Origin of the sequence: Chlorobium sp. KB01 (genome assembly GCF_001975465.1) — a bacterium.
In the GTDB taxonomy this organism is placed as follows: Bacteria; Bacteroidota; Chlorobiia; order Chlorobiales; family Chlorobiaceae; genus Chlorobium.
Map to the genome: position 1 here is coordinate 47769 of NZ_MPJE01000045.1, position 23341 is coordinate 71109.

General features: G+C 51.6%; 30 protein-coding genes. 11 read left to right on the forward strand and 19 right to left on the reverse strand.

From position 1 onward, the window contains the following. Window positions 1–101: 101 nt before the first annotated feature. Window positions 102–1985 (forward strand): PAS domain S-box protein, encoded by a 1884-nt coding sequence (locus BOO20_RS05040; protein ID WP_076791068.1) that lies wholly within the window; start codon window positions 102–104, stop codon window positions 1983–1985. Here BOO20_RS05040 and BOO20_RS05045 read toward each other — a convergent pair. Further along, window positions 1951–3171, reverse strand: a complete 1221-nt coding sequence (locus BOO20_RS05045) for an ISL3 family transposase (RefSeq protein WP_076791070.1) — start codon at window positions 3169–3171, stop codon at window positions 1951–1953. The genes BOO20_RS05040 and BOO20_RS05045 overlap by 35 nt on opposite strands. Before the next feature lie 125 nt (window positions 3172–3296). Between BOO20_RS05045 and BOO20_RS13095 the strand changes: the two genes are divergently transcribed. Beyond that, on the forward strand, window positions 3297–3767 hold the full coding sequence (locus tag BOO20_RS13095; protein ID WP_076791072.1) for a histidine kinase dimerization/phospho-acceptor domain-containing protein: 471 nt from the start codon (window positions 3297–3299) through the stop codon (window positions 3765–3767). A gap of 79 nt (window positions 3768–3846) precedes the next feature. After that, window positions 3847–4461, forward strand: coding sequence for a response regulator (locus tag BOO20_RS13100; RefSeq protein ID WP_076791075.1), 615 nt, complete (start codon window positions 3847–3849; stop codon window positions 4459–4461). 10 nt (window positions 4462–4471) lie between these two features. Here the strand turns inward: BOO20_RS13100 and BOO20_RS05060 are convergent, their stop codons facing one another. Continuing rightward, complete coding sequence (locus BOO20_RS05060) at window positions 4472–5422, reverse strand: metal ABC transporter permease (RefSeq protein WP_198935418.1); 951 nt, start codon at window positions 5420–5422, stop codon at window positions 4472–4474. Then, entirely contained in the window at window positions 5319–6068 is a 750-nt protein-coding gene (locus tag BOO20_RS05065) for a metal ABC transporter ATP-binding protein (RefSeq protein WP_076791076.1), read from the reverse strand. Before BOO20_RS05065 ends, BOO20_RS05060 begins: the two co-directional genes overlap by 104 nt. Before the next feature lie 179 nt (window positions 6069–6247). Here BOO20_RS05065 and BOO20_RS05070 point away from each other — a divergent pair, with 179 nt between their 5' ends. Then, a complete protein-coding gene (locus tag BOO20_RS05070; RefSeq protein ID WP_076791078.1) occupies window positions 6248–6475 on the forward strand; it encodes a DUF2892 domain-containing protein in 228 nt (75 codons plus the stop codon). A gap of 128 nt (window positions 6476–6603) precedes the next feature. Here the strand turns inward: BOO20_RS05070 and pfkA are convergent, their stop codons facing one another. The 5 genes from pfkA to BOO20_RS05095 form a co-directional block, all read right to left on the reverse strand. After that, a complete protein-coding gene (pfkA, locus tag BOO20_RS05075) occupies window positions 6604–7608 on the reverse strand; it encodes a 6-phosphofructokinase (RefSeq protein ID WP_083694563.1) in 1005 nt (334 codons plus the stop codon). Between the two features lie 83 nt (window positions 7609–7691). Beyond that, window positions 7692–8153, reverse strand: coding sequence for a hypothetical protein (locus BOO20_RS05080; protein ID WP_233120887.1), 462 nt, complete (start codon window positions 8151–8153; stop codon window positions 7692–7694). 59 nt (window positions 8154–8212) lie between these two features. Beyond that, on the reverse strand, window positions 8213–9235 hold the full coding sequence (locus tag BOO20_RS05085) for an NAD(P)-dependent oxidoreductase (protein ID WP_076791080.1): 1023 nt from the start codon (window positions 9233–9235) through the stop codon (window positions 8213–8215). A 96-nt stretch (window positions 9236–9331) separates the two neighbouring features. Continuing rightward, complete coding sequence (locus BOO20_RS05090) at window positions 9332–9751, reverse strand: hypothetical protein (RefSeq protein ID WP_076791081.1); 420 nt, start codon at window positions 9749–9751, stop codon at window positions 9332–9334. Window positions 9752–9761: 10 nt separating this feature from the next. Continuing rightward, on the reverse strand, window positions 9762–10121 hold the full coding sequence (locus BOO20_RS05095; RefSeq protein ID WP_076791083.1) for a hypothetical protein: 360 nt from the start codon (window positions 10119–10121) through the stop codon (window positions 9762–9764). 234 nt (window positions 10122–10355) lie between these two features. Here BOO20_RS05095 and BOO20_RS05100 point away from each other — a divergent pair, with 234 nt between their 5' ends. Beyond that, entirely contained in the window at window positions 10356–11168 is an 813-nt protein-coding gene (locus BOO20_RS05100; RefSeq protein WP_076791085.1) for a hypothetical protein, read from the forward strand. A gap of 112 nt (window positions 11169–11280) precedes the next feature. On the opposite strand, the gene BOO20_RS05105 is transcribed toward BOO20_RS05100, so the two are convergent. Next, complete coding sequence (locus BOO20_RS05105; protein WP_076791086.1) at window positions 11281–12144, reverse strand: hypothetical protein; 864 nt, start codon at window positions 12142–12144, stop codon at window positions 11281–11283. 361 nt (window positions 12145–12505) lie between these two features. Between BOO20_RS05105 and BOO20_RS05110 the strand changes: the two genes are divergently transcribed. Both BOO20_RS05110 and BOO20_RS05115 read left to right on the forward strand, forming a co-directional pair. Continuing rightward, window positions 12506–12733, forward strand: coding sequence for a hypothetical protein (locus BOO20_RS05110; protein ID WP_040433469.1), 228 nt, complete (start codon window positions 12506–12508; stop codon window positions 12731–12733). Window positions 12734–12976: 243 nt separating this feature from the next. Continuing rightward, entirely contained in the window at window positions 12977–13735 is a 759-nt protein-coding gene (locus tag BOO20_RS05115) for a SagB/ThcOx family dehydrogenase (RefSeq protein ID WP_076791088.1), read from the forward strand. Window position 13736: 1 nt separating this feature from the next. Here BOO20_RS05115 and BOO20_RS05120 read toward each other — a convergent pair whose 3' ends face one another. From BOO20_RS05120 to BOO20_RS05130, 3 genes are all read right to left on the reverse strand, one after another. Then, window positions 13737–14615 (reverse strand): hypothetical protein, encoded by an 879-nt coding sequence (locus tag BOO20_RS05120; RefSeq protein WP_076791090.1) that lies wholly within the window; start codon window positions 14613–14615, stop codon window positions 13737–13739. A gap of 253 nt (window positions 14616–14868) precedes the next feature. After that, window positions 14869–15564 (reverse strand): VIT family protein, encoded by a 696-nt coding sequence (locus tag BOO20_RS05125; RefSeq protein ID WP_076791092.1) that lies wholly within the window; start codon window positions 15562–15564, stop codon window positions 14869–14871. A 26-nt stretch (window positions 15565–15590) separates the two neighbouring features. Next, window positions 15591–16424: a cyclase family protein gene (locus tag BOO20_RS05130; RefSeq protein WP_233120888.1), complete on the reverse strand. Its 834-nt coding sequence runs from the start codon at window positions 16422–16424 to the stop codon at window positions 15591–15593. Window positions 16425–16640: 216 nt separating this feature from the next. Here BOO20_RS05130 and BOO20_RS05140 point away from each other — a divergent pair, with 216 nt between their 5' ends. Beyond that, window positions 16641–17204 (forward strand): peptidylprolyl isomerase, encoded by a 564-nt coding sequence (locus BOO20_RS05140; protein ID WP_076791097.1) that lies wholly within the window; start codon window positions 16641–16643, stop codon window positions 17202–17204. 94 nt (window positions 17205–17298) lie between these two features. On the opposite strand, the gene BOO20_RS05145 is transcribed toward BOO20_RS05140, so the two are convergent. The 3 genes from BOO20_RS05145 to BOO20_RS05155 form a co-directional block, all read right to left on the reverse strand. Beyond that, complete coding sequence (locus BOO20_RS05145; protein WP_076791099.1) at window positions 17299–17547, reverse strand: hypothetical protein; 249 nt, start codon at window positions 17545–17547, stop codon at window positions 17299–17301. A 67-nt stretch (window positions 17548–17614) separates the two neighbouring features. Then, window positions 17615–18010, reverse strand: a complete 396-nt coding sequence (locus tag BOO20_RS05150) for a VOC family protein (protein ID WP_076791124.1) — start codon at window positions 18008–18010, stop codon at window positions 17615–17617. Beyond that, window positions 18007–18519, reverse strand: coding sequence for a pyridoxamine 5'-phosphate oxidase family protein (locus tag BOO20_RS05155; RefSeq protein ID WP_076791101.1), 513 nt, complete (start codon window positions 18517–18519; stop codon window positions 18007–18009). Before BOO20_RS05155 ends, BOO20_RS05150 begins: the two co-directional genes overlap by 4 nt. A gap of 204 nt (window positions 18520–18723) precedes the next feature. Here BOO20_RS05155 and BOO20_RS05160 point away from each other — a divergent pair, with 204 nt between their 5' ends. After that, a complete protein-coding gene (locus BOO20_RS05160; protein ID WP_076791102.1) occupies window positions 18724–19200 on the forward strand; it encodes a transcriptional regulator in 477 nt (158 codons plus the stop codon). 219 nt (window positions 19201–19419) lie between these two features. Next, window positions 19420–20211: a sterol desaturase family protein gene (locus BOO20_RS05165; RefSeq protein ID WP_076791104.1), complete on the forward strand. Its 792-nt coding sequence runs from the start codon at window positions 19420–19422 to the stop codon at window positions 20209–20211. Between the two features lie 5 nt (window positions 20212–20216). Here BOO20_RS05165 and BOO20_RS05170 read toward each other — a convergent pair whose 3' ends face one another. From BOO20_RS05170 to BOO20_RS05180, 3 genes are all read right to left on the reverse strand, one after another. After that, entirely contained in the window at window positions 20217–20681 is a 465-nt protein-coding gene (locus BOO20_RS05170) for a rhodanese-like domain-containing protein (protein ID WP_076791105.1), read from the reverse strand. Next, window positions 20668–21327, reverse strand: a complete 660-nt coding sequence (locus tag BOO20_RS05175) for a PolC-type DNA polymerase III (protein WP_076791107.1) — start codon at window positions 21325–21327, stop codon at window positions 20668–20670. Before BOO20_RS05175 ends, BOO20_RS05170 begins: the two co-directional genes overlap by 14 nt. A gap of 96 nt (window positions 21328–21423) precedes the next feature. Beyond that, complete coding sequence (locus tag BOO20_RS05180) at window positions 21424–22386, reverse strand: transposase (RefSeq protein ID WP_076791108.1); 963 nt, start codon at window positions 22384–22386, stop codon at window positions 21424–21426. Window positions 22387–22507: 121 nt separating this feature from the next. On the opposite strand from BOO20_RS05180, the gene BOO20_RS05185 reads away from it, so the two are divergent. Continuing rightward, window positions 22508–22687, forward strand: coding sequence for a hypothetical protein (locus BOO20_RS05185; RefSeq protein WP_144277119.1), 180 nt, complete (start codon window positions 22508–22510; stop codon window positions 22685–22687). 59 nt (window positions 22688–22746) lie between these two features. Here BOO20_RS05185 and BOO20_RS05190 read toward each other — a convergent pair whose 3' ends face one another. Next, window positions 22747–23196, reverse strand: a complete 450-nt coding sequence (locus BOO20_RS05190; protein ID WP_076791110.1) for a cupin domain-containing protein — start codon at window positions 23194–23196, stop codon at window positions 22747–22749. Between the last annotated feature and the right edge of the window lie 145 nt (window positions 23197–23341).

Genomic DNA, 23341 nt, shown 5'->3' on the forward strand with positions numbered 1-23341 from the left:
TCAGGCACCATCTCCATAAAAAAAGGGAAATAATCCACTACATTTGGTATTATTGAATTAACATCCTTGCGTCACCTCCCGAGGAGCCTGAATACTCGTTCATGAATAAAAAGAGAGTCACTGCAGAGCCATCATCAGAACTCCGGCTTCTTGCTGAACAACGACTGCGGGACAAGCTGAGTATTGATCCTGATGCATTGACGTCACCCCAGGATATGCGCCGTATTATCCATGAGCTCTCGGTTCATCAGCTTGAGCTTGAGATGCAGCAGGAAGAGCTTATGCATTCAAGAGCCGAACTTGAGAGCTCTCTTGATCGTTACACGTCGCTTTATGACTTCTCCCCTCTGGGCTATCTGACTATTTCCAATAAGGGCAAAATCATCCAGGCCAACCTGACCTCATCCCGGATGCTCGGCGTGGATCGCTCCCTGTTGATCAATAAGCCTTTCCGGCACTTTATTGCTCCGGAGTACATTCCTGTATACAGTGCGCTCATGGAGAGCCTCTTCAAACTGAAAGCACCGGGCTGCTGTGAAATAGTACTCCTGTCAGCTGAAGGCATTCCGGCTGCGGAGGCTCAAACTCCTCCACAGGGTCACAACATTCGTGTGGAGGCTGTGCACCTCAGCAAGAGTGATGATTGCCAGCTGATTCTCTCCGATATTACCGAACTTCAAAAGCGGAGCCGCGCACTTCAGGCTATCAACAACTGCAATCAGGCTCTGCTGCATGCCCAATCCGAAGAGGAACTCTTGCAGGAGATCTGCACCATTATCGTTGAAACCGGAGGGTACCGCATGACCTGGGTGGGTTATGCACTTGATGACGAGGAAAAAAGTGTTCTGCCAGTAGCCAAAGCCGGTTACGATGCGGGTTACCTTGAGACGCTCAAGGTCTCCTGGGGAGATAATGAACATGGACAGGGGCCCGGAGGGAGTGCTGTTCGCACGGGCAGGCCCTTTACCACAAGGAACATGCAGGCCGACCCCCGTTTCGCTCCATGGCGCAAAGAGGCTCTGGCGCGTGGTTATGTCTCATCTCTTGGACTTCCGATGAAGAGTGATGATCATGTTTTCGGGGTGTTGAATATCTACTCCTCAATGGTCGATGCCTTTACCGAAGAGGAGATTGCGCTGCTTGCTTCACTCACTGACAATCTGGCATACGGCATCACGATGCTGCGCACCCGCAAGCATCGTGATGAGGCTGAAAACGAGATACGGCAAAGCGAGGCCCGCTACAAAACCCTCTTTCAGAACAAGTATATCATCATGCTCATCATTGATCCGGAGAGTGGCCGGATTATTGATGCCAATCCGGCTGCAGTAACATTTTACGGATGGGAGCACGATGAGCTGTGCCGGATGAATATCAGTGAGATAAACATGTTGAGTGAGGCTGAAATTAAAGCAGAGATGCAGCGGGCAAGGCGTGATGAACGGAACTACTTTATCTTCCGCCATCGACGCAGTGACGGATCCATCCGTGATGTTGAAGTTTTCAGCGGCCCGATTATTCTGCAGGGCAAGTCCCTCCTCTACTCCATCATCCACGATTTTACGGAGCGCAAGCACCTTCAGGAGCAGCTTGTAGCCAACAGCGAGCGGATGAATTTCATTTTGACCTCCACCAATTCAGGTGTATGGGAGGCCATAATGGAAACAAATGATGCCGTCTGGAGTGATAAGATGTGGGCGCTGCTGGGCCTGAAGCCGAACAGCTGTAAGCCATCTTTTGATAACTGGCTGAAAACCGTTATTGCCGAGGACCGTAAAACCGTTGAAGCTGCTGCCGCAGAGGCACTCCTTAAGGGTGTTGAGTTCGACTGCATGTGGCGGACCCGTGATGAGGATGGATCCATTCGGTGGCTGATGTCAAAAGGGGCGCCGGTCCGGGATGCTGATTCAAGAATAGTTCGATATGCTGGAATTTTGGCTCCTCGCTGTTTTAAGTGGGTAGATCAAAATTCAGTTTACCGCTGATCAGGTAAATCATACTGGTGAGATTTTTGATGGTACGGTAACCTCGTGCACGTGCTTTAGCGGCTTGAACGAGGCTGTTGATACCCTCAAGCGTTCCATTGCTGATTCGGGAAGTGAACCATCGCAATATGCCATCCCAGTGTCGTTTAATGGTATAAGCCGCCTCTTTTATTGGCAGCAACTTGCTATGGGTTGCCCAGAAATACCACTTCTTCAGGTACGACTCTGCCAAAGCTGTTGGCTGATTAAAAAAATCCTGGAATGAAAGACGTATCCGGTATGCGCGTGCTGTTTTCAGATTCAATTTACTTAACGATAATTCAGCAAGTCGGTTACGTTGTGATTCCTTGAGGTTATCCTGATTTTTTAGCCAGATGTAACGGCTTCTGAGCAGTTCAGGCCGCTCTTTTTGCTCTTGACGTCGCACCTCATCTACACCCTTGTTAATGACCTGCATAATATGGAACTTATCAAAGGTCAGTTGAGCATTGACAAAATTATCAGCAACTCCTTTGATAAAAGCCGGTGACATGTCGCTACAGAATTCGGTGATCGATGCCGGATCACCCTTATGAGCAACAAGGTCTTCATTGAATCGTTGAACCGTTGATGCGTCTTTACCCTCAGTGACAAAAATCACTTTCGGAATTTTAAGGTCAACAAACAGAGTCACATAGTGATGGCCGCGCTTGCTTGAGGTTTCATCAACACCCACCGTGTTGACTGCCGAGTAGTTCTCCTTCGCACGGGCTTGATCGACATAGTGATGAATGATTCGCCAGATACGAGTATCATGCTCACCGACCATCTCAGCAATTGACTTGACTGGCATTGACTTGGCCATGAGCATGATCATCGCCTCAAACAACAGGGTGAAACCACTCTCACGGCGAGACCAGGGAAATGACTTCAGCTTGATGATACCGCAATCAGGGCAGGATACACGAGGGACTCGGGCCGTCAGGTATGCTTCATGTTGAAAGAAGTTGAGATGGCGCCAGGTTATCTCTGTGGTGTCGTAAGCCTTCACCCTTTCTCGACCGCATTGAGGGCAACAGAAGACACTTCCCGGCAAAAAGTCAATTTTGATGTCCAGCCGTTTTTTCTCGACATCAAACGATGACGACGATACATGCCATGGTGTTTCAAGGCCCAAGGCTGACTGAAAAAGGTCAAGGTCTTTCATAAACGGAAGGGTGAAAATGGAAAATTACAATATACGCTTCTCATACCTTTACCCACTCTTAATAGCGAGGAGCCGGAATTGTTCTTGACATCACCGAGAGGAAAAAGGAAGAGGAAGAGAAAAATATGCTTGAGGCGCGACTCCGCAAGTCCCAGCGCCTTGAAACCATAGGAACACTTGCCGGCGGCATCGCCCATGATTTCAACAACCTGCTCACTCCGATCCTCGGGTATGCAGAGATGGGGGTAATGAGCCTGTCAAGTGAGGAGCCGATGCACGACTATTTCAATGAGATCATGCTGGCAGCCGAACGGGCACGGCATCTGGTATCGCAAATCCTGACCTTCAGCAAGTCTCAGGAGAGCACTACAGCAATCGTAAGCGTTCAGGCCGTTATAGAGGAGGCCCTGAAACTTCTCCGGCCATCAATACCCGTCACTATCAGAATTGAGCAGCACATTGAGAAAAACTGCCGCAATATTCTGGCTGACTCATCGAAACTGCATCAGGTTATTGTCAACCTCTCTACCAATGCCTTCCAGGCTATGGAAGCGTCCGGCGGAGTGCTGACCATAGAGCTCAGGGAGATCACATGACAACAATACGCAGAAGCTTTTTCCGAAACTTGATGCAAAAGGGTGTCTTCAGCTCACGGTTTCAGATACCGGAACCGGCATGGATGAAGCCACAATGGAGAGAATCTTCGAACCATTCTTCACCACAAAAGCGGTCAATAAAGGAACAGGCCTCGGCCTCTCGGTTGTTCATGGCATCATCAAAAGTTTCAGGGGGGAGATTGTGGTTGAAAGTCTTGTAGGAAAAGGAACCTCCTTCAAGATTTATCTTCCGCTGGTTGACGAAAAGAGCGAAAAGAGAGAAGCAAAAAGCGCACACGCCAAAGGGCACGGCACCATTCTCCTCGTTGACGATGAACAGGCCGCCCTGAAGGTGATGTCGCTCATGATTACAAAACTGGGTTTCAACGTAGATGCCCTGAACTCCCCGCAGCAGGCACTTGAAGAGTTCAGGCGGCAACCAGAACAGTTCGACCTGCTCATTACCGACCTTACCATGCCGGAAATGACCGGGTTTGAGCTGGCTGAAGAGATCCATAAAACAGATCCGAAACTCCCCATAATCATGATTTCCGGCTATGGGAAAAATGTGCATGACCTCTCTACCATCAATCGGGTCGGTATCACCAAGACACTGAATAAACCGGTTCAGATGGTGCAGATAGCATCCGCAATACACGAAGTGCTGCCGGTCACTCTGGATCCGACTCCCTGAAAAAGGGGCTCTACCTCGAAAAATGACGAAACGGGAAGTATCGAGCCCTCACGCTTCCAAAACGCCCGAAGAGCAGGGAGAAGAGATAAAATCCCCCCAGTATCAGAATTATGGAGGGTCCGGAAGGGAGATTACAGCTGAAAGCAAGAATAAGGCCGAGCATTGATCCGCTGACCGCCAGGGCAACAGCAAGAGCAAGCATGCTTCGCAGATGTTGTGTCCAGAACTGCGAAGCAATAGCCGGAACAAGCATGAGACCTGCCGACATCAGCGTCCCCATTGCCCGGTAGTTTGCGACCATATTCAGTACGGTAAGGGTAATAAAAACCGCATGCACCACACCTCCATTTCCCCTTACGGTACGCAGAAAAACAGGATCAAATGACTCGACAACAAGCGTACGATAGATCAGCAAAAGCGCCAGAAGCGTCGATCCACTGATAACCGCCATAAGGGAAAGGATCTGTTCATCCAGTAACCGGGCATCACCAAAAAGAATATCCTCCAGATCCTGAGCCGTCCCATGCAGCGAAATCATCAACACGCCTGAGGCCACGGCTATCAGATAGAGTGCTGCAAAAGAAGCATCTTCACGCAAGGCGGTAAAACGCGATACCACCCCTGCCAGCAGTGCAACCGTCAACCCCGCAGCCAAACCACCGATACTCATTACCGGAATCGACATACCGAAGAGAATAAAAGCCGCCGCAACACCGGGCAGAATGGCGTGCGCCATAATGTCACCGAGCAGACTCATGCGGCGTAGGACAAGAAATACACCCAGCGGGGCACTGCTGCATGAGACCAGAACCGCTCCAGTCAACGCCCGCTTCATTGCAGGATCCAGCAGATATTCACTATGCACTCCGCTCCTCCCCGTTGATTTCACAGCGTTCAAGTGACTCCTGCCAGCTCCCCCTTCGTTCAAGCGCAGCTTCAAGATTTTCCTCACTGAGCACATCGGCCGTACTACCCCAGGCAATAAGCTCTCTTGAGAGCAGCAGTGATTGAGGAAAATGGGAACGAACCAGATTGAGATCATGCATGACGCAGATAATCGTAACGCCATTTCGACCCCACTGTTTCAGCTGCTGCATTAATTCAAGGGTTGTATGACCGTCAATTGCCGCAAAGGGTTCGTCAAGCAGAATCAGGCGTGCTCGCTGCACAATAATGCGGGCAAAAAGCACACGCTGCCACTGACCGGTGGAGAGCGAAACAACAGGTCGGGAGGCAAACGCCGCCATATCGACCTCTGCAAGAGCATCGAGAGCCTCTTTTTTATGCAATTTACCCATAGGTTTATAAGCGCCGGTTCTCGACCAGTTACCAAGCAGAACAACATCAATAACCGAAATCGGAAAGGTACGGTCAATTTCAAACTGTTGCGGCAGATAGGCAATGTCATCAGACTTGATGCCGCCAAAATCAATACGGCCGGTCATCAAGGGAACAAAGCCGACAAGGGCTTTAAGCAGGGTGCTCTTCCCGCCTCCATTCGGCCCTGCAACCGCCGTTAATGAGGCATCAGCAAACGAACCGCTGAGATGATGTACAACCGGATGGCGGTCATACCCCGCGGTTAGATTGTTTATTGTTATGCTCACTGGCAGGCGGTATAACTCATGGTTCAGGGTAAAAGCAAACCTTCAGGGCTCTCCCTGAACGGTATTGTCATAAATATGCACCGGAGCGATTGCTAAAAAGATAAAGTGATGGTAATTTAACAGCAAAGAACCATGCTCAACAAGCATAACGTATACTCAACATTTATTAAAGGGAACCAATGAACAAAAACATCGGAAAATATGATAAAGGGATCCGCATCATCATTGGTATATCGATTATTTTTATTGGCATACTCAATCAGTCATGGTGGGGAGCAATCGGCCTCATGCCGATAGTGACGGCACTTTCCGGGTTTTGTCCGCTCTACACATTGCTGAAAGTTTCTTCCTGCAACTCCTGCGTAGTCAATGAAAAACCGGTAAAAACAGGTACAACCAAACCATGATCAGCATAACCGCGGTTCATGTTTTTCATCGCTCACAAGCCTCTTTTTTAACAGCAAAAGCCGGTTACCTTCCCGGCTTTTGCTGTTTTTTTTGCTCACGCTATGCCTGATCATGCATCCGTTGCATGTTAAATGTTCATAATCCGCTGAATATCAAGCAGTTGCTCGTCAATTCGGTGGCAAAGCTTTACTGCGGTTTTAAAGGGTACCTGTACAATTTTATCCCTTGCCAGTCCGATCATGATATTTTTCTCTCCGGCAAGCAGGGCCTCAATAGCCGCAACACCCATTCTTGTCGCATTGATCCGGTCATCAGCTGTAGGGTTTCCTCCCCGCTGTATATGACCGAGAATGGAAACCCGAACTTCCAGCTCAGGATGATCCCGGCGCACATGTTCGGCAATTTTCATGGCGCCACCGGTTTCATCACCCTCTGCAACAATGACAATGCCGCTGCTCTCCTTGTTTTTATATCCGTGTTTCAGAAAATTATGCAGCTCTCCCCCCTCCGCACTCGACTCGGGAATCAGTATCACCTCTGCCCCGCAGGCAATTCCGCTGTGCAGTGCAAGCTGTCCGGCCTCCCGACCCATCACCTCCACAAAAAATATCCGGCCATGCGAGCGAGCTGTATCCCTTATTTTATCGACCGCCTCCACAACGGTGTTCAATGCCGTCTCAAAACCGATGGTGTAATCGGTACCATACATATCATTGTCAATGGTGGCAGGAATACCGACAAACGAAACCGGATACTCCTGTGACATCTCCTGAGCCCCCCTGAATGAGCCGTCGCCGCCGATGACCACAACGGCATCAATAGCAGCATTTTTCAACTGCTCATAGGCCCTGCTGCGGCCTTCAGGAGTTCTGAAGTCATTACTCCGGGCTGTTCGAAGCATGGTTCCGCCCAGATGAATAATACCGCTCACATCCGAGGCATGAAGGGACTGAAAATCCCCTTCAATCATCCCCTGATACCCCCGGCGGATGCCGATTACCTCAAGATTGGCGGCTATGGCGGCTCGCGTTACCGCCCGAATGGCAGCATTCATACCCGGAGCATCACCACCGGAGGTAAAGAGTGCAATCCTTTTGAGTGCCGACCGGTTCATCTTTTCTGCTGTTTTCATCGTTTCTTCGCTTGAGATCTGTTGTGAGTACCGCCGCTCATGATAGGGTGCGGCTCGGTGTTGTAAAGCCGCACGGGGGATCCTTATTTTCTGGCGCCTGCCGATCGTTGTGCTGCCGAGAGTTTCCCGCCATAATGACCGAGCAGCACCACCACCGGCAGCATGGATAAGAGCAGTGCAATATAGAGCCAGTGCAGCATACCCTCCTGATGCATCACCCCGGGCACGCCCAGACGGAAAGAAACTGTCGTGACACAGAGTATAAACAGCAGAATGGAAAGGCGGATTTTTTTTATAAATATGGGCGCTTTTGCCGCCTTGTACTTCGTTTTCCAGTCATAAATGCCGGAAAAAAAGGAGACCGGAATGGCCATCAGCACGATAACAAGCAGGTGAATGACGGTATGCTCAAAATAAACATCGCCAGAAGAGAGAGAGAGCAGAAGAAATAGCACGGCAACGGGAATCAGACCGTTGCTGAAATGGGCAGCAATGGCATGCGGGAAGAGGGTCTTTTTCATCTCCTTGAGAAAGGCTTTGAGCATAAGGCATTCGTTTGAAATGAAAAGAGCCGCCGCAGGCAAAAGAAAAGGTGTTGCGATCCTCAGAACATGGAGTGCTCACCGAGCTCCTGGCCTGCAAGCCCCTCCTGAAGTACCCTCTTGTAAAAATCGCGCAGGGTATCGCTGCCGTAGGAAGGGGTGATCTCTGCATCGTACCTGCCGGTAACCGGGTTCAGCACCAGCATGGACTCCGAACAGTAGTATTTGCCGATACGGGCAAACTCGGCCTTGTCCTCAAGTTTCGGAAAAATCCTGGCCAGCAGGGTCAAGACAGGGATGATAACATCAAACATCTGTATCGGCATGTTTTTGAACTTAGGCGGAAGAGCAAGAAGTTCAAACAGCAGTTCGCCCTGCTCCCTTGCAGTAATAGCCCTGCCCGGTCCGCCGATGGGGAGAATCCTGTTCTGCATTGAGGGATCATCAAGGCAGTCGGCAATAAAACGGGCCAGATCCCGCTCGCTGATCGGCTTGCAGGCGGTCAATGCGCCGTTGCCGAACACAACATAGGGTTTTCCTTTTTTTACCGCTTCAACCTGACCGGCAATGGATTTGAAAAAAGCGGTCGGTCGCACAATCGACCAGATCAGACCGGACTCCTGAAGCTCCTTCTCGAACTTCAGCTTGGCTCTCTGGAACTCGAGCAGCGGCTTCTGGACACAGATCGCCGAGAGCAGCACAAAATGCCCTGATCCGGCAGCTTTGGCTGCATCAAGTGCATTGCGGGTTGCCTGATAATCGATATTCCATGAATCCTTCACTCCCCCGTTGCGAGAGGTCAGGCATGAGACCACAACATCAAAATGCTCGCCCCGTATACCGCTCTGCATGAGTGAGTCCAGGCTGCTCACATCACCGAACCGTACTTCGGAGCCCTTGAGCTGCACGCGAAGCTCATCCGCTTTGGTCATGGCTCCGACCCCCGAACGCTCCCGGGCAAAACTCACCACCTCATAGCCTCTCGATACCAGTTCACGGACAACAAATTTGCCGATATAACCGGTGGCACCGACAACAAACACCCGTTTTGAAGTTACTGCCTGAGAGTGGGATGAAGTATTCACGTGTCGAAAAGAGTTGTTTTGTTCTATGCAGGGAACTTCCCCGCAACTCATTTGCAATCAAAATACAGCTTATTATCCGCTGCTCAAACCAGCAAGTCACAATCCCGGAAATACAGGAGCCTCCCACTCATCGCACAGATCCCGGTCCCTCCCCTTTATTTCGCCCGGCGGGGTTCCCCTCAGATAGAGTGTGCGGGTTGCAGGATCCTCTCCGAGCCACTCACAGGGTATCTGCAATCCCCCATGCAACCCTTCATACACACAGAGATCCTTCCACTGCCGTACGCCATCCTTTTCGGTGTAACACTCAAACCCCATCTTCCACCACGCTTTGAGCAGCGCATCCATCGCACCGGGGTTCATGGCACCATCACGAAACAGATGGTCATCAAACCAGACCCTGCCGCCGATCGCTCTCTTGTGATCGATGAGGCATTGTTCCCACCCTCCGGGATACTTCTCTTCAATGATTGCAACAGGTACAATCAGATCGATAAACTCGGTCATGACAGCCATAACGGTGATCCTATACCTCTTCGCCGTTAATAAGCAGGATTACCGGCCGGTCATCACCCAGCAACTCCGTCACCTCCTGTGACCACTCACGGGAAGCAACTTCAAGTGCATCAATCACATAGTCCTCAAATTCATCAAGGAGTGTTTCAGCCCCGTTAAACTCTTCGGGTGAAGTAACCTCGATGAGAATACTCGGCTCGGCTTCCTTGCCCTCACCATAGGAGTCAAAGAGGATGACCACGTCACCATCCTTCGAACCCGTCAACGGAAGCAGCTTCCCCTTTGCGATAATCTCCTGTCGTATGCGCTCCAGATCGGCTGCTACGGTGGCAAATCTCGGATCTTCATGAAGATTTATACTGTGACTCATTTTTTTACGTTTTTACATTAAAATCAATAATCAATATTCTGTAAAATAACCATTTACGGCCTAAAATCTATTGCCACCGGAATATTGGATCAATCATTCCCCCATAAGTCAGCCCCTTCTCGCCTTGTGTCAGTAGAACCTTGATCAATAAATATATATGTCGTAACTATCTAATATATATGTCATAGACAAATCATCGTTTATCCTGTTTTACCAAACATTCATGGAGGAATTATGAAAAAAGGATGGAAAATTCTCACCGGCATTGCCGCGGTGATTGTCCTTCTTCTCGCTGTAGTGATGTTTGCCACTTCGGGAATGAGGTCAACGGCCGATGACTTTTTCGGGTCCGTGAAACAGCAGGATATGACCAAGGCCCGAACCTATCTCTCCGAGGAGTTCAAGGCAAGTACCAATGAAGAGGCCCTGAAAGAGTTTCTGTCAAGAAGTGCCCTCCTGAACTTTAAGGAGGCTAAATGGGCCGAGAGCAGCATAAACGGCGGAAGGGGTGAACTCAACGGCACCATTACCACTGAAACAGGCGGCAACATCCCCATCAAGCTGATGTTCATCAAGGAGAATGACGAGTGGAAGATTTATGCCATGCAAAAACCGACCGCCGGTCTTCAACCATCTGAATCTTCAGAAGCCTCGGCAGGAACCACGCCGAAAAAATCGGCGACAACCGTTCCCGGCAAAGCTGAGCAAATAGCCCTCGCCAGACAGTCCATGCATGACTTTGCGCTCTCGATAAAGAGCAAAAACATGGGACACTTCAGAACCACCATCTCAAACATGTGGCAATCGCAGTTCACGACGGAAAAGCTGAACGAAGGCTATGCTCCGATAATCAAAGCCGATATCGACCTGACCGTGCTTGATCCCCTTGTGCCGATCCTTGACCAGGAGGCATCAATCAATCAGGACGGAGTTCTTATCATCAAAGGCCACTACCCGACAAAACCAAGTGTAGTCTCATTTGAGTCCAAGTATATCTATGAAGGCATTTCATGGAAGCTGATCGGATTTTTCCTCGATATCAAGTGATCCATCCTGCAAGGTTCTGAAACACACCATTTCCACTATCTGCACAAGGCCGTCCGTTAACGCAACGGACGGCCTTCCTTTTGTTGTTGAGCACTCCACAAGAGCAAGAAACTCATGACAGCTCTGCGTGTGTATTGATTTTTTCAAATCTGTTGTAGGCAAAGGTGATGCCGATGGCAAAAAGCATTGCTCCGACACCGAGAAGCACAGCAATGTAGGGCGGAGCGGTAAGTGCAAGCCGCACAACCACCGTGGCCACGGCAAACCCGGAGTTACGAAATACAATCTGATAGTTTGAACTGTAGCGGAGCGAAACCAGTACCAGCAGCACATCGCTGAAAACAAGAATCGTATAGAAGAGTGCAAAAAAATCAAATACAGGCTCCCCGCCCAGATAAAGGAGCGCATCGGCAATACCCATTCCGCTGAAAATACAGAGAAGCAGCAGGGATACTAATTTTTTTGATGAGATAAACTCGGTTGTAACGGCGATGCTTTGATTCAATACGCGGTGTTTCTGGAGTTTGTAATAGAGTCCGAGCAGGAGAAAGAGCAAAAGCGCGCCGCCGGCATAGGAGAGGATATGCATTACCGGCTCCGGGGCCTCTGCCCAGATAAGCGGCTCTTTAAAGTAGATGATCTCCTTGAACGAGTGCCGCAGCAGAATCAGCGAAAGAATCTCGAACTGTTTGCCGACCGAATCCGAAACCGAGTTCGCAAGGCTGAATACCAGGGCAAGTACTTCAATGGCAAGCAGCATGGAAAAGGCAATATTGATGGCATAATAGTGGCTTGTGGGCATAACTGAGGCCAGGGCATCCGGAAGCCATCCCTGACGGCGAAACTCGATCAGAAGAAGTGCTCCGAGAAACGTTATAATCAGGAGGTTGGCCGCTGCCCGTTCGGTGCGTTTGTGCTCCCAGAAGTGCTCCAGGCTGTCAAAGAGAATGTCAACCCGATTCAGAATTGTGATCATGCCCCTTCTCCCTGTTTGTTGAATCAATCGGTAACGCCCCCTCTCATTACCCTTACCGCATACCCCTGTATGCCCGCTTTACCGGTGAACAACCTATCGATAAAGCTTCAGCTATTCCCCTAAACCTCCATTGCACGATCAATAATCGGCAGAAAAAAAGTACTCCGGGCAATAATCAGTGAATAAATAAACGGACTTTTCGCCGCCAAAACAACACAACCCTTGCAGACCGGAAGATCATTTATACTATATTTACCCTGATGGCTGCAAGGCACTTTTTTTCAGGAAGCTGCCGGCGGTTTTACACCAATTTTTTTTTACCGGTACAACTCACCTCATAAACATAAACAACCCTTCAACTATGGCAAACGAAAATGGCGGCGTCTTTTCCGACCTCTTCAATGCATTCGGCGCTCTGGTACAGAGTCTTGCTGACACCCTGACCAGCAGCGTATCTTCTGCATCGACGGTCGTCCAGTCATGCACAGAGCTTTGTGTCAACATCGTCACAAACACGGCCAACACTGCCCTGCAGCTTGTCCAGAATGTAGCAAACGGCATCTCTTCGGCCATCACACCGAAAAAGTAAGCACATTCACGATACCAGCCAAGCGCCCTTATCCTCACGGTTCAGGGCGTTTGTCTTTTTCGCGGCGCATAGCGCATAGTTCATATCGTGCTGCACGCTCTCTTATGCACTGAAACCCACCCCTTCTGCATCCCCTTGAGCCCGCTTCAATCTATTCTGAAATCGGCCGAAGCACGGGAACCTTTGTCCGCTTTGGAAGGTACTCTTTGAAGAGAAGGATAAACCGTACAAAGACCCCCCTTTATGAAGCAAGAGATCCTTGAAGCAGCCCGATCGTTCCTCAAAGACACTATCCGTCAGCAGGTCGACTTCTCCCAAACCGACCAGAACCGCCGGATTCCACCCCCGCCAATTGAAAAACCCTGCGGGCAGGATGTTCATCCCATAGAGCTTCCGAAAATCGGAAGCCTGAAGGATATCGGCAATATCGACCTCAAAACCGCTATCGGGCGCCGTGAAAGCTGCCGCACCTACAGCGATCTCCCCCTCTGCCTTGAGGAACTCTCCTTCCTGCTTTGGGCTACCCAGGGAATAAAGTTCAAACTCGATGCTGGCCACGCCCTGAGAACAGTACCCTCAGCAGGATGCCGCCACGCTTTTGAAACCCTGCTCTGCATATTGAACGTCACCGGTCTTGAAAAAGGGATCTACCGCTACCAGCCTGTTGAACACCAGCTCATCCTGGAACAGCAGGTTGAACACCTGGAAGAGAGGGTAACGAGAGCTGCGCTCGGCCAGCCATTCCCCGGAGATGCCGCCGTCACCTTCATCTGGACAGTAATCCCCTATCGCATGGAGTGGCGATACGGTCTGGCCGCCCACAAAGTGATCGCCCTTGACGCCGGTCACGTCTGCCAGAACCTCTACCTGGCCTGCGAGGCAATAAACGCAGGCACCTGCGCCATTGCAGCCTACGACCAGGAGGGAATGGACCGGCTGCTGCATATTGACGGAGAGGAGGAGTTCACCATCTACCTCGCCCCGGTTGGAAAGAAACGGTAACTCAAGGCATCGCTGCGAACACCTCAAGCTCCCTTTTCAGGGGTGAACCTTCGCAGAAGGTGCACTCCATGCGCTTCCATGCCGGAAGCACATCATGCTCGATCCACTGCCAGCGATGGCGGGAATCGGTAACACTTTTCATGCCGGTCAGGGTTTCAAAATAACCCGAGTAGGTTGAAAATGAGGCTCTGACTCCTCCGGAAAAATCAAGCTCGCTGCCGAAGGAGATTAGAATCCTCCCCTGCTGGCTGATAGCATCAAAAATCGGCTGCAATGTCGAGATCTGTTCATGGCGCAGCAAAAGCACATTGCCCTCCCATATGAGTGCGCGTGCCCGCTCCTCGTCAACTCCACGACCAATCAGCTGATTCCCCTCATCTATCCGCCTGAAACCCTCAAAGAGAAACTCCTGCTCCTTCGGGCCGCAGCATTTTTCCACGGCACCAAATCCGCTTTCGAGAAAAAGCGCATGGGCCCATCCGATATCGGCAAAAATATTGTTGTTACCGAGCCGCAGCTGATCAAGGTCTGCAAGAAAAAACTGCTGAGCGGCAACCGAATGCATGAAGGATGGAATAAAAAGCAGGTTATTCAAGCTGTTCTGCAACAGTTTACCCGCATCAAATGAGGAGAGGCCTCCTTGTTGCTCATCGGTGCTCTCTCTGTGCTCCGGAGCATGAAGCAGCTCGCAAACCCCAAGCGCCACACCCACCTGCCGCGAGGCAAAGGCCGCCATGCCGCTCCACTTGAAGAGCTCTGGCTTCTCAAGATACCAGCGGGCATAGTGCGCGGTGATGGCACGGTTGCGATCCGCAATCCTGTCGAGCGGCGGAAGCCGGTGTTCAAGCAGTTCAATCCACTCCTCTTTTGATCGGGCCATAGCATTGCAGTCTGGTTCAATGAAGTATATGGTATATGCTCTCAGCATTCTAAACAGAGAAGAGCGCCGAATAATTTACCTCGCGATAAAATTGGCAAAAAAGGCAGCCCGATAATGACGTGCTACGCTATACATCGTCATGAGCGATTTGCGTGCAAGGCAGCGCAGAAACCGGAGCTCACAAAGCGTACATGAGGATTTTGAGCACAGGACAAACGAAGCAATGGAAGCGCGCAACTGAGGTATCGATGAACTACACGACCGCTCCGAAAATCCTCCCCACCCCCGCCGTCAACCCCATGGCAAGTGCCCCCCAGAAGGCAACACGGAGTGCTCCTTTCAGAAGCGATGCCCCGCCTGCCCAGGCTGCCATTCCACCAAGAAAAAGCAGGGATACCAGCGCGGTTGCGGAGGTCACTTCGGCGATATACGGTGCCGGGGCAAGCAGAGCTGCTCCGATGGGTATGACCGCACCGGCGACAAACGAGAGTGCGGAGGAGAGAGCCGCCTGGATCGGCCGTGCCCGCAGGGTATCGGTAATGCCGAGCTCATCACGGGCATGTGCTCCGAGAGCATCCTTCTGCATCAGGCTCACCGCCACGCGCAGTGCCAGCGGCTCTTCAAGTCCGCGACTCACATAGATAGCGGTCAGCTCCTCCAGTTCATGCTCCGGATCCTCCGCCAGCTCACGCTTTTCGCGCGCAATATCAGCATCCTCGGTGTCGGCCTGGGACTGCACCGATACATACTCCCCCGCTGCCATCGACATGGCTCCGGCGACAAGACCCGCTACCCCTGTCAGCAAAATACTCTGCTCGGAAGATCCCGCAGCAGTTACGCCTATCAAGAGACTTGCTGTCGAGATGGTGCCGTCATTTGCTCCAAGCACTGCAGCGCGAAGCCAGCCGATTCTATCCGAGCGATGTGACTCCCTGTGAATAAATGACATAGTCAAGATCTCCGGTTATTCCCCTTTTACGGCAATAGTGCAAAAATTCTGGCTGGTGAGCCGGTACCATCCTTTATCAGCATCGGCATAACATAGAGCATTGCCCCCTTTTCGGGCAGTCTGTCAAGGGCGGCAATATTTTCAATCGCGAGTTTATCGGCCGCAAAACAGATACGATGCACCTTAAACTCCTTTGAGTCGCCGGGATCAATGCTCGGTGTATCGAGTCCTATTCCCTTGATATTCCGCTCTTTCACAAGAAAGGTAGCGACCTCGGGCGAAAAGCCCGGAAAGCTCAGTTCCGAAAGAGCCGAGGCTCCTGTTTTCAGGGTTCCAAGCACCAGTTTCCGGTCGGGATAGTATTTCGTATCAATGCCGGTGTACATGAGTACCCATACATGCTCCGGCAGGCGGCCATGTTTGGCCTCCCATTGCAAAACATCGTTTACCGTCAGGCGGTAAGCTCTGTTCTTCATACATGCGGCAGCAACATCAATTTTAACCGCAGGTCCGATCCATTCGTCGATCGCAATACGGTCAATGGTCCGGCCTTTTTCCGCAAAATGTACGGGGGCATCAACATGGGTGCCGCCGTGTTCGGCAGCTCCATAGTTATTGGAGGCATACCACCACCCGCCCGGAGTAACCTTCCACTCCAGTTTGGTCAGCCTGAAGGGCTCGGCGGTCGGCCAGTAGATGGTGTTTTCGTCAAACGGATAGGTCATGTCAAGCAGTTTTTCACCCGAAGGTGCAGCTGTGTGTGGTGACGCGGCAGAGGGAGTTCCGCCAAGCAGCATGAGTGAAAAAAGAACCGGTAGTGTATACTTCCTGAAAGCGCTGAAATTGATTATAGTCATCATCTCCTCCCTGTTTAGCCGTTCAGCCGGAAACTGCACTGTACATGCAAGTTACAAAAATGAGATCGGAGAATCTCATGCCGAGCTCTTCTCAACAGACCACCCCGCAATGCTCCGCTCACCGATCATCAACCGTACACTTGCAATTTTACTTTGCTTCTCTCAGCATTCATGCTATTATTCAAAAACATACGCAGCCAAAACTAACCACTGCCCATCATGAACAGACCATTGCGAACCCTTTCCCTCATGTTCGGGCTTCTTGCCACCCTGCTCCCTCTCTCCGTTTACGGTGCACCGGCACTGGATCGCGCAAACACCATCTACCTTGACCTTCCCGCCGGCCGGGTTGTCATCCGATTGCTTCCCGATCTCGCCCCCCGCCATGTAGCGCGCATCAAGGAGCTGACCCGTAAAGGGTTTTATGACGGGCTCTCCTTCCACCGCGTTATTCCCGGATTTATGGCCCAGACCGGTGACCCGCAGGGCGACGGTTCAGGCGGTTCCGGACAGCAGCTTAAAGCGGAATTTTCTCGACAGCAGCATATCCGTGGCACCGTCTCAATGGCCCGCGCTTCTGATCCGAACAGCGGCGACAGCCAGTTTTTCATCTGCTTTGCACCGGCACCCTTCCTCGACGGGCAGTACACAATCTGGGGGCAGGTTGTATCAGGAATGGAGTTTGTCGACAAGGTCAGGGCCGGTTCACAATTCAACAATGGCATGGTCTCCAATCCCACCAGAATCATGCGGATGCGGGTCGCCCAGGATGTTAAACCGTGAGTTTGAGTAATGGAAAAGGAACTTGCGGGATGAAGCCGTGAGAGCAATCGAAAAGCTTGTGATCCGGAGGGAAGGGTGAGCTCTCTTAGTGGCCTTACTCTACGGCGATATAATCAGTTGCTTTTGACGGATCCTCAATTACCGGCAGTCCGAAAAACAGCTCCACTCCGCCAACACATTTTGGCGCGGTCACCTTCTTGCTGAAATCGTCCCGTATCCGCTTCATCAGTTCAGGATGAACCGTTACGGATACGGGATTTTTGATGGCACGGAATCCATAAAACATTGCGGCGATAATCTTTTCACGAAAAAAATCGCCACCCACCTCATACGTTGTTTCCATTTTCCCTGCAATGTTGGTTACAAAAACTTTTCTTCATTCACGAATGAATGAGCCGGTCAGCTCACCCTTATATAAAGTATTTCCTGAACTCCTCGTCAGGTTCACGATCAGAATAGATATAGAGGGAGATGCCGTTGGGATCCTTGACAACAAAACCCCGATCACCCCAGGGATGGTCTTCGAGCGGAACAACCACATGCAGCCCTGCCTGTGTCAGACGCAAGTGCTCCTCATCAACGTCATCCACCATAAAGTTGTAGATAAGTCCCGCACCACTGCTCAGCTCGTGCTCCGGCTTCAAGGGCGCCATGAACTGCAGGGTTGAGACCGGTGTACCGAACTCAAGGTTTATATACCAGCCACAATCAAAGGTAACTCTTGCCCCGAAATATCGGAGATAAAAATCCCGCGTCTCCTCTACGCGGCTGGTGGTAAAGGCCGCTGACACTCTATTGGCTCTCATTTTTTCTCCCCGGCTGCACTCCATATCTGCCTTGCGGCATACCCCTCAAGTTTGAGTCCCATGGAGAGGATCTCTATACGGTCGGGTATCACCTCAATCATCTTGCCGAACCAGTGCTCAGCCCACGCCTGGGGACGACCAAAAAGTTTGAACGCCTCATTGAAACCCGCATCCTCCCTGCTGATCAGCCTTGCATGGCCGCTTATCTGCAGGCCGGTGATATCCTCTATCTCATCGGAGAACTCCGCTTTCGGGTCGAAGATACCAACGCTGACATCCGGGTTTTGCATGATGTTGCCGAGTTTGAGGCCCGGTTCGCCGGCCATGTAGAGGGTGAACCCCTTCGAGCGGAAGAGAATGGGTGTTGAACGCGGCTCATTGTCACGGCTGGTCGAAAGCACACAGAGACGCCGGGATGCGAGAAACTTCAGGATACGCGCTTCAAGCTCTCCATGCATAAGCAGCCTTTCGACTTTTTTCGTAAAGATTTCGGGAACCTGTTCACTCATCTCCGCTCCTCGGTTGTGAAGGTTGAAAATACCTCTCCTCTATCTTGAAGATCAGCAAATTCTGCGATTATACGCAAGGCTTTTTAGCTCCGCTCCCGGATGAGGCTCCCTGATATTTGAACATACGCCCTGCACCCCGTACATTAATTATACAGGGCTCTTTGCAATAGTGCACGCTATGAACGTTAATCAAGGAGAAGATCCATGAGTAAGAACGCTAACACGGAGTTACTTGAATCCGCCAGAAAGAAGTTTGCGAGATTCAGGGAGCTCAGCAATGAGTTCGGAGAGGAGATGGCATGGGAGACGATGCTCGAAGGGTTCCCCGAGCTGCAGAAGGAGCGCATGGGACCGCTGCTTGCACTGCCGACCCTCATCGAAGGGTTCCGGAAGTCCATCCCCATCTTCAATGCAATCGGCATGGATATGGTGGCCGTGGACATCTCAAACCGTGATATCGATGCCGCCCTTGAAATACAGAAGGTCTGCCCCTACCTGGAAGCAGGCAATGAGTTCGGGTTTGATATACCCTGCCATGTGATCTGCGAGCTTGATATGGAGGCGACCCGCAGGGCTTTCCCGGAAATGGAGGGAGAGATTCTCAGCCGTCAGGCATACGGCAGCCCGGTCTGCATCTTCAAGTACGAGCGTCCGGCAAAAAAGAGTGCAGAAGCAGGCTGACCTTCAAGCCGGCACCAACCACCTCACGTGCTCCTCCTGGATGGGGGATAATCGTCGGGAATCACGATAAATCGTCAAGAGCGATTTGAGTGAGCGGGTGAATGGAGCGCAGTAACCGGAATCTACAAGGAGTACATGAGGATTTCGAGCACCGCCCAACGCAGTCATCGGGTTTCGTCACAAATAAATAGAGGTGCCCTTATTTCAATCATGAACAGCATGGGAGAACTCTTTTCCTTATCCGACCTCCGCATACTCTCTTACGGCTCCACCATTGCCTGCGGAGTGCTCTTCTGGATCATCGAAGGGTTTAAGCCCTTCTTCTCCTCTGTGCAGAAGCGAGGCCTCCATGCCAGGCTCAACCTTTCACTGGCCGCCCTGAACCTCTTGATCCTGCTCCCTTCGGGCATCCTCATGGCGTTCATGCTGGAGTGGTCGAAAAGCCTCTGGCCGGGAATCGGGATGCTGAACCTCCCGCCCGCTCCCGAAGCGATCCTGATCATCCTGCTTATCGACCTCTGGATGTACCTCTGGCATCGTCTTAACCATGAAACAAGCGTGCTCTGGCGCTTCCACTCCGTACACCACAGCGATACCACCCTCGATGTCACCTCAAGCTGGCGCTTCCACTGGATGGAGATCCTCTTCTCGGAGCTGTTGCGCCTCCCCCTCTTCATGCTGATGGGGGCGGGTATCGAACACCTGCTGCTCTACTCACTCCTCATGACACCGGTCATTGAGTTCCACCACAGCAACATCGCCATTCCGCCCGCACTGGATCGTCTGGCCCGGCTCATCATCCCCTCCCCCATGATGCACCGCCTGCATCACTCGAAGCTCATGAGTGAACACAACACCAATTACGGCAGCATGCTCTCGCTCTGGGACCGTCTGTTCGGCAGCTTCCTTGTGAAAGAGAATCTCGACAATCTTAAAATCGGACTTGACGGTGAAAGCGACTCCCGGAATCAGCAGCTCTACTCCCTCCTCCAAAGACCGTTCCGTGCGTAGCAAGGCTACCGGCGGCGCTCAACCATCATGCCCCAGATCGCATCGTAGCGGTGGATATCATCCGTCACACCGCCTGCATTGACGACCGGACGGCCCTCGTTATACCAGCGAAAGATGCCACCGCTGAGGTTGCGCCAGTTCCCGGCCCCCGCCTTGGCGCAAGCACTCTCCACCCGTTCGAGCAGATCCGAACTGCGCTGGCCGACCGAACAGTAAACGATAAGGTCGCGCCCAGATACAAGGGGGGCAAAGCGAGCCTCGAACTCTTCCAGAGAGATATCCTGATCAAGACGGAGAGCGCCCGCAATATGACTCATTTCATACTCCTCTGCGGTGCGGGTGTCAAACAGTAACGGCGGATCTTCTCCGCCAAGCATAGCCGCCAGCTCATCGCTCTTCAGGTGTTCCACCCGGTGTGTCCGCTCGATCAGGGTGATGGCTCTGTCAAGCAGCCAGTCAGGAGCGAACATCCCCGCCCTCCTCTTCTGTTTTCGCAGAAGCCAGGCTGGCAAGATACCGGTGTGTATAGAGTTTATCAACCCTTGAGAGTTCACAGAGCTGGTCGAAGAAAACTGTCGGCATGCCGTATAGCCGCCGAATCCGCTCGATCATGGAGAGCCACAATTGTGCGGTCATCTCGGCATCTGCCAGTGCGCGGTGAAACACGCCGGTCTGCGTGATTCCCGCATGCGTCACCAGCGTCTGCAAGCGGTGGTTCGGAGAGTCCTGATAAATCCTTCTTGAGACAAGCAGAGAGCAGCAGCAGGAGCCTTCATAGGCACGTTTCGCCCGCTTGAGCTCGAAATCAAGAAACCTGCGGTCAAATGAGGCATTGTGTGCAACGATATTCCGTCCGGCTATGAACTCTGAAAACTCGGCCATCACCTCTTCACAACAGGACTGGCCTTTGAGCATTGCATTGGTGATACCGGTATAGCCTTCGATAAACCGGCTTATCCGGAAACCGGGATTCATCAGCTTCTGAAAACGCCCGACAATCTCCCCCTCTTCAAGCAGCACCGCACCGATCTCGATAGCCCGGTCACCATACTCCGGCGAGAGGCCCGTTGTCTCGAAATCAAGCACCACAACACTCTCCGCCAGTTTTCGCTCCATTGCACATTTTTTATCTATTCTTATTAGTTTAGGGGACGTAAGTGACGGAGGTAACAAATCAAAAGAACAACGAAATTTGGCCCAAAACCCGGCTCGTCAGCGTAGCAACATCTGACTCACGCCTGCCCTTGAAATCCCCAGCATTCGTGCTACATCTGCATGCGACAATCCGAATTCGATAATCAGGTTCCTCGAAAGCTCCCTTCGCAACATAGAATACTCTCTGCTTCGACTCCCTCCCTGCAGGGCATCGATCGACAGTCCACTTGCTTTACACTGCTGTTCGATCAACTCATGAGCATCTGCCTGCCTCATCCTCACCGGCATCATCTCCTTTTGTTCATCACCCACCTCTCCGAGCACCTCTTCGACAAACGATCCGCTGCCCAGTATCCGCTCGTCGCTGAACCGGCGCTCTCCCCGTTTTCTCATCGACAGCACTTCAGACCAACCGCCTGCAGAACGCACCAAGCCCCCCCCCGTTAACTCCGGCTGACGACCAAGCTGGATTTGGTCCCGAACAAACTCAAGATAGAGCTTCCGCGCCTTTCCTGCTGCACTGCCAAACTGTTGCAAAACATACTCCGTCTCCTGCCAGGGATATTTGGTCAATCCCATAAGCGACTTATGGCCGCTCCACGGATACCGATCCAGCTCTTCCAGTGAATGGACCAATCCGGCTCGCAAGGGGTTCAGATGAATATAACTCACCAGTTTGACGAAATAGGGCTCTTCTTCACAGAGTATCGACTTGTATCGATTCTGGAACAGATGCCCCGTACGATGATGCCTCTTGTTAAACGATACCGAATACCCCGTCAGCACCTTTCGCATGAAAGTCGGTAAACCCGACGATCCGCTTCTGAGCAACAGATGCGCATGATTGGTCATCAGCGACCAGGCATATATCACTGTTCCTGTTTTTTCTGCTGCTTTGCCAATCCGGTATAATAGATCCTGTCGGTCTTGTTCATCAAATACAATAGCCGTCCGCTCAATTCCGCGAACCATCACATGATGCAACGATCCCGGCGCATCCAGTCTCGCTCCTCTTGGCATGGGTAACTCTCCTTCACGGGTTCACTCAAAACGACTGCCAATGAATGCTCCTTTCCACGAAGATAGGAAATGATTTATTATTTACCTCTGTCACTTACGTCCCCTAATCTGCTAATCAGCGATGCAACCGAGCGACAGAGAGTACCTCAACGGGGACATTAAGCGGGTTTTCGTTCATCTGATCCGTGAGTGGATCCTCTATATGCAGCATCTCAAGGAGGATCACCCCTATCTTTTCTCTCTGGCGGTTCGTCTCAATCCCATGATCGACTCACCGGATCCTGTGGTGTATGAGGAGTGAGTACCGAGCGTAGTTGATTTCGCCGGGCGGGTTCATCTTCAAGGGCAACGCTTGCCGCGTTATGGGGTTGCCGGAGCGGCGGCAGGCTCCTCCTTGATTACGTTCTGCAGGCCCGCTGCACCGGTATAGAATACGGCAAGGGTGACCGGTTCAGGGCCGGAGTTGGTGCCGTTGTGAAAGGTATTGACCACTTCAACAAGTGCATCTCCCTTGTTGAAGGTAAAGGATCTGCCGTCTTTTAATGCAACCGTAAGCCTCCCTTCGAGCACATAGGCGTAAACCGGGACCGGGTGCTTGTGCCATCCGGTTGAACCTCCGGAAGGGATGCGTACCGTGAGGGCGGTAACCTCGGGGTTTTTGCTTTTGAGGTATCTGATCTTCTCACCGCCGGTTGTCGTTTTGGTGGCGGTAAGAAGCTTTTTCACCTCTACATTCTGGTATTCCGCCGCATGCAGTGCCCCTGCATGCATGAAGAAAAGCACAATCGACATCATCAGGTATCGCTGCATTCTCACTCTCCCCTGTTCAGTTCACGTTCCGCTGCATATCACCCGAAAAACACGAAGTGCAGCGGTAAATATTTGCTAAAGGGCACCTCTATTAATTGTCGTGAGAAGCCCGGGAACAAGGCGGACGGAGCGCAGAAACCGGAGT

Coding starts and splice junctions, on each gene's coding strand:
- BOO20_RS05175 (WP_076791107.1), bottom strand. CDS start 21,327: ATGGAGCGAAAACTGGCGGAGAGTGTTGTGGTGCTTGATTTCGAGACA.
- BOO20_RS05045 (WP_076791070.1), bottom strand. CDS start 3,171: ATGAAAGACCTTGACCTTTTTCAGTCAGCCTTGGGCCTTGAAACACCA.
- BOO20_RS05060 (WP_198935418.1), bottom strand. CDS start 5,422: ATGTGCTCAGTGAGGAAAATCTTGAAGCTGCGCTTGAACGAAGGGGGA.
- BOO20_RS13100 (WP_076791075.1), top strand. CDS start 3,847: ATGGATGAAGCCACAATGGAGAGAATCTTCGAACCATTCTTCACCACA.
- BOO20_RS05160 (WP_076791102.1), top strand. CDS start 18,724: ATGAGTAAGAACGCTAACACGGAGTTACTTGAATCCGCCAGAAAGAAG.
- BOO20_RS05080 (WP_233120887.1), bottom strand. CDS start 8,153: ATGCTCAAAGCCTTTCTCAAGGAGATGAAAAAGACCCTCTTCCCGCAT.
- BOO20_RS05145 (WP_076791099.1), bottom strand. CDS start 17,547: ATGGAAACAACGTATGAGGTGGGTGGCGATTTTTTTCGTGAAAAGATT.
- BOO20_RS05150 (WP_076791124.1), bottom strand. CDS start 18,010: ATGAGAGCCAATAGAGTGTCAGCGGCCTTTACCACCAGCCGCGTAGAG.
- BOO20_RS05130 (WP_233120888.1), bottom strand. CDS start 16,424: ATGATGACTATAATCAATTTCAGCGCTTTCAGGAAGTATACACTACCG.
- BOO20_RS05170 (WP_076791105.1), bottom strand. CDS start 20,681: ATGTTCGCTCCTGACTGGCTGCTTGACAGAGCCATCACCCTGATCGAG.
- BOO20_RS05185 (WP_144277119.1), top strand. CDS start 22,508: ATGCAACCGAGCGACAGAGAGTACCTCAACGGGGACATTAAGCGGGTT.
- BOO20_RS13095 (WP_076791072.1), top strand. CDS start 3,297: ATGCTTGAGGCGCGACTCCGCAAGTCCCAGCGCCTTGAAACCATAGGA.
- BOO20_RS05105 (WP_076791086.1), bottom strand. CDS start 12,144: ATGATCACAATTCTGAATCGGGTTGACATTCTCTTTGACAGCCTGGAG.
- BOO20_RS05040 (WP_076791068.1), top strand. CDS start 102: ATGAATAAAAAGAGAGTCACTGCAGAGCCATCATCAGAACTCCGGCTT.
- BOO20_RS05095 (WP_076791083.1), bottom strand. CDS start 10,121: ATGAGTCACAGTATAAATCTTCATGAAGATCCGAGATTTGCCACCGTA.
- BOO20_RS05165 (WP_076791104.1), top strand. CDS start 19,420: ATGGGAGAACTCTTTTCCTTATCCGACCTCCGCATACTCTCTTACGGC.
- BOO20_RS05115 (WP_076791088.1), top strand. CDS start 12,977: ATGAAGCAAGAGATCCTTGAAGCAGCCCGATCGTTCCTCAAAGACACT.
- BOO20_RS05190 (WP_076791110.1), bottom strand. CDS start 23,196: ATGCAGCGATACCTGATGATGTCGATTGTGCTTTTCTTCATGCATGCA.
- BOO20_RS05120 (WP_076791090.1), bottom strand. CDS start 14,615: ATGGCCCGATCAAAAGAGGAGTGGATTGAACTGCTTGAACACCGGCTT.
- BOO20_RS05070 (WP_076791078.1), top strand. CDS start 6,248: ATGAACAAAAACATCGGAAAATATGATAAAGGGATCCGCATCATCATT.
- BOO20_RS05125 (WP_076791092.1), bottom strand. CDS start 15,564: ATGTCATTTATTCACAGGGAGTCACATCGCTCGGATAGAATCGGCTGG.
- pfkA (WP_083694563.1), bottom strand. CDS start 7,608: ATGAAAACAGCAGAAAAGATGAACCGGTCGGCACTCAAAAGGATTGCA.
- BOO20_RS05140 (WP_076791097.1), top strand. CDS start 16,641: ATGAACAGACCATTGCGAACCCTTTCCCTCATGTTCGGGCTTCTTGCC.
- BOO20_RS05110 (WP_040433469.1), top strand. CDS start 12,506: ATGGCAAACGAAAATGGCGGCGTCTTTTCCGACCTCTTCAATGCATTC.
- BOO20_RS05100 (WP_076791085.1), top strand. CDS start 10,356: ATGAAAAAAGGATGGAAAATTCTCACCGGCATTGCCGCGGTGATTGTC.
- BOO20_RS05155 (WP_076791101.1), bottom strand. CDS start 18,519: ATGAGTGAACAGGTTCCCGAAATCTTTACGAAAAAAGTCGAAAGGCTG.
- BOO20_RS05180 (WP_076791108.1), bottom strand. CDS start 22,386: ATGCCAAGAGGAGCGAGACTGGATGCGCCGGGATCGTTGCATCATGTG.
- BOO20_RS05090 (WP_076791081.1), bottom strand. CDS start 9,751: ATGGCTGTCATGACCGAGTTTATCGATCTGATTGTACCTGTTGCAATC.